General features: G+C 35.1%; 4 protein-coding genes and 1 pseudogene. 2 read left to right on the top strand and 3 right to left on the bottom strand.

The features are described from left to right. The first annotated feature begins 482 nt into the window (after nt 1-482). Nucleotides 483-4901 (top strand): pullulanase X25 domain-containing protein, encoded by a 4419-nt coding sequence (locus tag CN514_RS06505; protein ID WP_098231897.1) that lies wholly within the window; start codon nt 483-485, stop codon nt 4899-4901. Between the two features lie 82 nt (nt 4902-4983). On the opposite strand, the gene CN514_RS06500 is transcribed toward CN514_RS06505, so the two are convergent. The 3 genes and pseudogenes from CN514_RS06500 to CN514_RS25570 all read right to left on the bottom strand — a co-directional run bounded on the left by CN514_RS06500 (nt 4984) and on the right by CN514_RS25570 (nt 6662). Further along, entirely contained in the window at nt 4984-5808 is an 825-nt protein-coding gene (locus CN514_RS06500) for an amidohydrolase family protein (RefSeq protein WP_098231896.1), read from the bottom strand. A gap of 268 nt (nt 5809-6076) precedes the next feature. Continuing rightward, a pseudogene (locus CN514_RS26785) lies at nt 6077-6328 on the bottom strand (toxin-antitoxin system TumE family protein); the annotation flags it as partial. A 178-nt stretch (nt 6329-6506) separates the two neighbouring features. Next, nucleotides 6507-6662: a hypothetical protein gene (locus CN514_RS25570; RefSeq protein ID WP_176525815.1), complete on the bottom strand. Its 156-nt coding sequence runs from the start codon at nt 6660-6662 to the stop codon at nt 6507-6509. Between the two features lie 218 nt (nt 6663-6880). Here CN514_RS25570 and CN514_RS06490 point away from each other — a divergent pair, with 218 nt between their 5' ends. Further along, entirely contained in the window at nt 6881-8122 is a 1242-nt protein-coding gene (locus CN514_RS06490; RefSeq protein WP_098231894.1) for a helix-turn-helix domain-containing protein, read from the top strand. Nucleotides 8123-8382: the final 260 nt, after the last annotated feature.

The raw sequence follows: 8382 nt of genomic DNA, 5'->3' as shown, positions 1-8382 counted from the left end.
TTTTATTTAGTGAACTAAAATATTCGAGAAAATATTTACTTATTTAAATAAAGTTGTTTCATTAAATAATACGATGGAAACTGCTGTTATAATACTAGGAATTGCACCTTACTTAAAAAGACAGACAAGCTCCCATTTTTTGAAACTGCAATTGTCTTTATTTTTATTAATATATGAAGACCGAACCCTACTTTCTATTTAAATCGTCTGAAACTATGATTAATTACCTAATCCCCAACGAAAAAAGGACAATTAACATTATTTATATGAGCCCTATCTGTGACTGACATTAAGTGTCCACAATTCAGAAAATTTGTATTATTTTGCTATTTTCCATTGATTTGTGTTAATAAAAAGATATAATTATTTTGAAAACAATTTGTGCAAACGTTTGCAATAAGTAAGCATTACCTACATACATATTTTTATTGCATCTTTTGTATAAACGTTTTCCTAACTTAGAAAGAGAAAGGGGTTTTTTCATGAGGAGAAAACAGAGATCAATTTTATCGCTTGTTACTGTATTAGGGTTAGTTCTCCAGATGTTTCCGGGATTTTTTACAAATGTAAAAGCAGCAGAAACGACAGCTAGACAAGTTGTACTTGTAGGAAGCTTTCAAAAGTTGTTAGGAAATTCAGGTGATTGGGACCCATCTTCACACCAAACTGAAATGGTGTATAAAGGTAATGGTCTCTATACATTTACTGGTACTTTACCGGCTGGTGAATATGAATACAAAATCGCCATTGGTGGAAACTGGTCAGAAAATTACGGTGAAGGCGGAAATCCTGGCGGCAACAACATGAAACTAATACTATCCGAACAAAAGGATGTCACTTTCTACTATAATGATAACACTCATTCAATTACTGATAGCACTCATTACACTCCTATAGCAGAGGAAAAACAACCACGTCTTGTTGGAACGATTCAGCCTGCTATTAATGCAGGATCTGCTTGGAGCCCAGCTGATTCAACAGCCTTTTTAAAAGATGATCATTTCAAACATATCTATTCATTTACTACAAAAGTGCCAAGTGGTACTTACGAATACAAAATTGTACTAGGAAAAGATTGGAGCGAGTCCTACCCTACTGCCAATCTGAAGATAACTGTACTCTCTGAATCTACTATTACATTTTTCTTTAATAACCAAACAAAAGAAGTGTATACAGATTATAAACCAACAGGCTCTGATGGCTTGATTGATCAGAATGCCCTCTATCATGATTCATGGGACCAAGTATACAAAAAGCCATTTGGTGCCGTTCCAGAAAAGACACCTGTCACTTTCCGGATATCGGCTAAAAAAGGAGATTTGACAAGTGCGAGCCTTTATGTAAAAAACTATAATTCTGGCACAACAAAGGTCTTGGCTATGAAGAATGTAGGCTGGTCAAATACAAATGGCAAAGGTGACCTTGAATACTGGGAAGCTACGTTTACGCCAACAGACAAAGGGATTCATGGGTATAAGTTCATTGTCAGAGATCAAGATACAACAGCTGAATATGGAGAAGATACACAAGAAGGTCATACTGGAAAAGCAGTAGATAAAAATGCAAGCCTTTTCCAACTGACAGTATATGACCTTAATTATCAAACGCCAGATTGGATGAAAGAAGCTATAGTCTATCAAATCTTCCCCGATCGCTTTTTTAACGGAAACAAGTCCAATGACAATGTAAAGGATAAAGTTGGAGCTCGTGGTAGTCAGCCAATCGAACATCCCGCTTCTTGGACAAGCTTACCTGATAATCCTTATGAACAAGGAACTGGATCATATACTGGAGACGGAGAGTTTAGTAATGATTTTTATGGTGGAGACATCGCTGGAATTAAATCTAAGCTTGATTATCTTCAATCACTTGGTGTCAACACACTCTATTTAAATCCGATTGCTCTTGCACCATCTAACCATAAATATGATGCAACAGATTACAAATTAGTTGACCCGATGTTTGGTTCAGAAAAGGAATTTAAGGATTTCACAAAAGAATTAGCAAAACGTAATATGCATTTAATTTTGGACGGTGTTTTTAATCACGTCTCAGACGATTCAATCTATTTTGACCGCTATAACAAATACAATACAGTAGGTGCATATGAATATTGGTCTCGTATTTATGATTTAATGAATAATGAAAAATTGTCCGAGGCTTCTGCTAAAGAGAAAGCGAAAAAGCAATTTATCTCCGAAGGCCAATCATTTAGCCCATACGGTTTTGAAAACTGGTTCCATATTGAAAATGTTAAAGTCCCAAATGAAAAAGTAAATGGTGTTTCAACTGGAGAACATTATAAGTATGAAGGTTGGTGGGGCTATGACAGTCTCCCAGTATTTGAATCAAAGAAAGGTTCAAAGGTTGATCACCTTAGTGAACTTAACAACACTGAATTAGCTAACTATATCATGTATGATAAAGACTCTGTAAGCAAATCATGGATTGATCGCGGTTCTTCTGGTTGGCGTTTAGATGTAGCGAATGAAGTAGACAGCGCATTCTGGCAGGAATTCCGAAAAGAAATTAAATCCAAGACAATGACTGGTGCCGGACAAACTCTTCAAAAAGATGAAAAACCACTTATTTTAGGAGAAATTTGGGATGATGCTTCCAAATACTTTTTAGGAGATCAATATGACTCTGTAATGAATTATCGTTTCCGAGGTGCCGTACTAGATTATTTAAAGAATGGTAATGCGGAAAATGCACAAAACTCACTCCTTGCAGTACAAGAGGATTATCCAAAGGAAGCTTTTTATGCTCTCATGAATCTAATGGGATCTCATGATACTGCACGAGCTATATTCTTACTCGGCAACGGAACAGATACTTATAACAGAGCTGAACAAGATCCGAACTATCATTACAATGAAGGTGTGAAACGATTAAAGCTAGCCTCTATCCTTCAAATGGGTTACCCTGGTGCGCCGACCATTTATTATGGAGATGAAGCAGGTCAAACAGGTTCAAAAGATCCAGATGATCGCCGTACGTATCCATGGGGAAATGAAAACCAAGATTTGATTAAACATTATCAAACTATTGGTCAAATTCGTAGTAATAATTCCGATCTATTTAGTCATGGTGATCTTCACCATGTTTATGCTAAAAACGATGTATTAGCTTATGTTCGTACTAAAGGCACAAAATCAGCTCTTATCATCATCAACAGAGGGAAAACTGCACAAACTGTTGATGTTGACACAAAAAATCTGATTGCAAACGGAATTCGTCTAGAAGATCAATTAGATAAAAAATACGCTGCTACAGTGAAGGATGGCAAGTTAACATTGACCGTACCTGCTGAGTCAGGAAGAATGTTACTTTCTAGTAATGACGTGAAAAATCCACAGTCAGTTAAAAATGTAATCGGTACTGTAGGCTCTAAACATATTACGTTAAGCTGGACAGGAACTGGCACAAAATTCAATGTTTATCAAACAACTGTTGCTGGTGGATTATGGACAAAAGTAAAAGAAACTACGGACAATACTGTAACCATTTCAGATTTAAATAATGGTCGTAACTACTATTTTTCTGTAACTGCTGTAGATTCAAATGGGAACGAATCTGAACCTGCAGTCTCTGTTGGTCTCGTGCCTCATTACGATGTTAGCAAAGCTAGCGTGTCCAACATGACAGCCTTAAACAACCAGGAGCTGAATTTAGCGCTTAATTCTACTGTTAAAGCAACTTTCTACTTACAAGGTGCAACAGAAACAGGTCCAGCTGAAGGAATTACGGCCGAGCTTCAAGTAAGAATGAAAGGCCAGACTGCTTGGGAATCATACAATGCTCTATATAATGGTCAGTCTCAGGAAAATCAAGCTAATGAGTTTCAAGGTAGCTTCACACCATTAGAGGCTGGCATTTATGAATACCGAATGGCCTTTACATCTGATTTAGGAAATACATGGGTATACTCTGAAACAAAAGAAGTGAATTATACACGTAGCACTTTAGATACTACTCCCCCTGCTAGTAAAGTCACTTTGGAGACACCAATTCAAGAATCTGGTCAGGTTAACTTGAACTGGAAACTTACGGAGCCAGATCAGCCATATAAATCTGTCATTTATCGTGACGGTCATATACTTACTTCAGTAAATGGGGACGCTACTACCTTCCGTGATTATCAGGTCACAAACGGTACAACATATAACTACCAAATCCGTGTCTTTGATCAAGCAGGAAACTATGTGAACTCAAATACTGTAACTGTTACACCAGATATTGTCATGGTACAAGTCACCTTTAAGGTGCATGCACCAAATGACACGCCATTGTCAGCACAAATGAATATACCTAACAGCTTAAATGGTTGGAATACAGGTGCATGGTCAATGAGCCGAAATGGTGCAGTTACACCAGATTGGGAATATACAGTTGAGCTTGAAGAAGGAACTGAAATTACTTACAAATACACAAGAGACAACACATGGGATCATGAAGGGTTAGCAGACCATACACCATCTGATCCATCTGATGACGATATTAGTTACTATGGTTACGGTGCGACTGGAACCGATATGAAAATAGTTGTTTCAAATCAAGGTGGCAACAAAATGACTGTCCAAGATACAATTTTACGCTGGATTGATAAGCCACTTGTAGTTAGCCAAATTGATGTGAATGGTTCAACTTTAACTGTCAAAGGGAATTCTATTAAAGGAGCTAACCTCACGATCAACGGGGAAAAAGTAACTGTTGATAATGAGATGAATTTCACCCAATCTTTTAAACTAAACGAAGGTCAGACAATAGTACCAGTTCACATTGAACCAACTGATACTACTAAATCCACAATCTTTAAAGGTGATGGTGGTTCGATCAACAAAAACACAAAAAACTATGTGATAGATGTTATTAATAAAACGATTATTGAGTCTAAATAATTAGAAACAAGAAAGGTCTACCGATTTTGGTAGACCTTTTTTTGACTTATTGTTGCCTTCATATTATATAAGGAAATTTTCCTTATTCAATTAATCCTAAAAAGTTTTTTCCGAGTATGTATTCCCTTTGGTTATCAGGAATTAGAAGTGATTCAATCCAGCTTTTCTTGTCCGAATAGTCATATTCATTAAATGTCTTCATTCCATATGGTCCGTCACAGCCAAAAAGCACTTTACGGTAACCTAATACATCTACCGCTTGTTTTACAATTGACGGATTGAGATAATCACTTGATGTATCAACATATACATTTGGTTGATCCTTAACGTATTTCCATAGTTTTTTCCAAAATGGTAGACCCGCGTGAGCATAAATTAATTTAAGTTTAGGAAAATTTTCAGGTAGATATTTATAGGAGTCAATCTCAGAAGAAAGATGAATAATCATAGGTACACCTTTTGATTCACATAAAGCAGCAACTGGTTCAAGAGCTTTAATACTATAACCATGCATGAATGGATGAGCCTTTACTCCAATAAAACTAGGGTTTTTAAGATAGTATTCTATTTCTTCCATAAAATTAGGCATCATAGGGTTCACTGCTACCCAACCTAGAAAACGATCTGGAAATCTTGCAATTGCAGTAGCCACGATATCATTTTGCGGCTCGGTAAAAATCTTATATGTGTTACCATAAAGATTAAAATAACCATCTTTCACAAGACCATCATAGATTTTATGCCCAATTTGAGGTGTATTAAGTATTAGAAAACGGAATAATCGCTGAATATGATATTGAATGGTACTATCCGATTCAAACATTGTTTCACTCATAGGAGGGATTAGAACAGTTTTTGCTATATTATTTTGATCCATCCCCTCTATCATTTTTTCTAAAGTTAACATGGATTCATCCACATGAAAATGGCAATCAATAATTATATAAATCTCCCCTCTTCTATTATTTTCATTGTGTTGATTTAACAACAGTGAAATCAACTTTTAATTATTCACTTTTAACCTATTTTTACTAGTATCATATATATGCTTTGAAAAAAAGCTTTATTAAATTAAAGTCTTCTGAGCAGATTCAAAGCACCTTTAGCAGAAAAAGAAATGTTCTTTCTTTTTTTCGATGTATTTAGAAGCTCTATTAGGGGGATTTTTCACCTATTCAATGTGGGATTAAGAATTGGAGATACATAGTTTTACCAGTCAATATGTACTGTGATACAAAATCTAAAAAGTCATCAACCGAACGAACATTATAGTTATTGTCACATGGTTTTCGGTCATAAATTACTGGATGTGTATGGTGAGGATCTGTTGCTACACCATGATTGTGCTCATTTTCAAAAGAACAAATATTTCCTGAAGGATCACTTTTTTCTTCCCAACAATAGCGATATTGTATTAAATGACCATACGAATCATACCACTCTCATATTCGAGCCTTCGTATTTCCAAACTGAGGGCGTGGTTTTAAATCAATATTGAGTTGAACTTTCATGATACCACCATTAAGAGGAACGAGATTTAGCATAGGAGGAGAAGTTCGAAAAATTGCTTCATACTTGATCAATTAGTTATAAAATTTGGAAGGATTAATTATTCTTATCCTCCTTACGTCTAATTAATAAATTACGTTTCTCTTCCTCTAACTCTTTCCAATCAAAGATATCAACGGATTCAGCCGAATGATCCATATCTTCATCAGTGTAGTTTCCGAAAAGCTTGTAAAAATTATCTCCAAACTGCACTTCAAAGAATATCGTACTCCCTATAGTGTTCGTAATTGGAGTTTCACACAGGACTTTTAACCTAATTTTTCTTTTGAAATTTTAAAAAAAGTTTGAAAAAATCAAGATTATTATTAAAATTAACCATAGAGACTCGATTGTATTATATAGAATTTGGGTTTTATTTAGTAAATACGAACAAAAACTTCATAGTAGCAGGATAAAGAGAGGTGTTCACCATGCTAGAGGGACAAATAATCAAATTCTATCGTGAACGTCAGAACATGATGCAGAAGGATTTAGGAATTGGCATCTGTTCAAGTACACATATAAGCAAAATTGAACGAGGATTAACAGAAGTCTCTAAAGAAACGATAGACTTGCTGTCAAAGCGCCTTTGCATTGAAATGGAAACAGAAATTAATACTTACTTTGACCTAGATTCCCTTTTAAAAAAATGGCATGAATCGATCATTTTAAAACTGAATGCAAAGGCTAAGAGTATTAAGAAACAATTAGAGGCAATTTCTCTACTACAAATGCCAGTTATTTATCGTTCCTATACGCTCGTACTTACGAGATATTATTTATTAATAGGGCTGGATCACCAAGCTAAATCTCTAATCGATGAAATGGAAAAATGGTCTGATCTTTCACCATATGAAAACAGCATGCTTCTTCACATTAAAGGGATTAATAGCTTAATGAATAAGGACTTTTATAACGCAATTTCTTATTTTCAAGGGATCGATTTAACCTATTACAACAACCAAGAGTACTATTATCATTTGGCTGTTGCCTATCATTCTCTCAATTCACGAGTAATGGCTTATTATTATGCCGAAAAGTCTCTGCGCTTTTTCACAGAAATACGCAGTATTACAGGTATGATTGAAGCAGAAATGCTTATGCTAATCCAAGTAGAACAGGACGAGTATTGCGAATCAAAAGATACAGAATATCAAAAATTAATCGAAATGGCGGAAAACTTTAGATTAGACCATCAAAAAGCAATTCTGACCCATAATCTTGCATACCAAAAAGTTTGCCAAGGAAAATATGAAACAGCTAGTGAATACTATAAACAATCTATGGATACAAGTGACACACATACCGAAATTTACTTAGCTGCTTTGGAAGGCTATATAAAGGCATTAACGCAACAAGGGTTGAAATCAACCGAAGAATTGCTCAAATTGGCCGAAAAGGGTATTGCTCTTTCTGAAGAACTAAACGAGACAATCTTTAAACATTCCTTTCACTTACATAAATATAAGCTTCAAAACGTTGAAGAAAAATACTACTATTACCTTGAAAAAGAAGCATTTCCTTATTTCAAGAAAATGGCATATGGTCTTTTAATTGAACATTATTCGATAAAGCTGTTCGACTTTCACATGGAAAAAGGCAATGTTAAAGAAGCAAATCAATACGCAACGTATCTCGTGGAAAAATACCGCAAAAACGATAAATTTGCTTGATTTTTAAACTAATATCTTTAAGGAAGTCGTGTTACAACAAACATTATATAGAAAGATTGTTTTCATATGTAGCTTTAATCATTTGAGTTGATTGTAGCGGAGGGCACTTTACTCCTTCGGGAAATAGAGGGAAATGGGCGACCTAGGTAAAATGATTCACCTGAGCGGCACCGAAAGATTTAAAAATATGTGGTGACAACACCTATACTTTCGTTTATAAAGAAAATTTTCTAATTTTAATTTATTTTATTTCCATTTTT

Origin of the sequence: Bacillus sp. AFS001701, assembly GCF_002559405.1 — a bacterium.
GTDB lineage: Bacteria > Bacillota > Bacilli > Bacillales > Bacillaceae_G > Gottfriedia.
Note: the sequence above shows the minus strand (reverse complement) of the source record. Positions and strands in the feature narration are given on the sequence as shown.